Source organism: Pseudomonas sp. DE0010 (assembly GCF_007680745.1).
Lineage (GTDB): Bacteria > Pseudomonadota > Gammaproteobacteria > Pseudomonadales > Pseudomonadaceae > Aquipseudomonas > Aquipseudomonas parafulva_B.
This window is the reverse complement of sequence record NZ_VEJQ01000312.1, coordinates 1-233: the sequence shown is the minus strand read 5'-3', so window position 1 is coordinate 233 and position 233 is coordinate 1. Positions and strand designations below refer to the sequence as shown.

Here is a 233-nt window from a genome sequence, read left to right as displayed (position 1 = left end):
GCGGGGCTTGGAGGAAACGATCTCCGCTTCGAGGCCCCTCATGCATCGCCAAACCCGTTTCACCCTGCATCCGTTGCGCCGCGCCCTGCGCGTCTCCGCCTTGGCCATGCCACTGGGCATCACCGGCCTGGCCACGTCCCAGGGCCTGGCCCAGGCGGTGCCCCTGGCGCAGGAATACCGCATCGAGGCGGGCAGTCTGGCCACGGTGGTGAGCACCTTCGCCGCCCAGAGCG

1 protein-coding gene is annotated in these 233 nt (G+C 70.4%); it reads left to right on the top strand.

Annotation, left to right across the window (positions count from 1 at the left end; all coding sequences use genetic code 11):
- Positions 1-40: 40 nt before the first annotated feature.
- Positions 41-233: hypothetical protein (locus tag FS767_RS23035; protein ID WP_178102792.1), on the top strand; the 193-nt coding region annotated here is incomplete at its 3' end.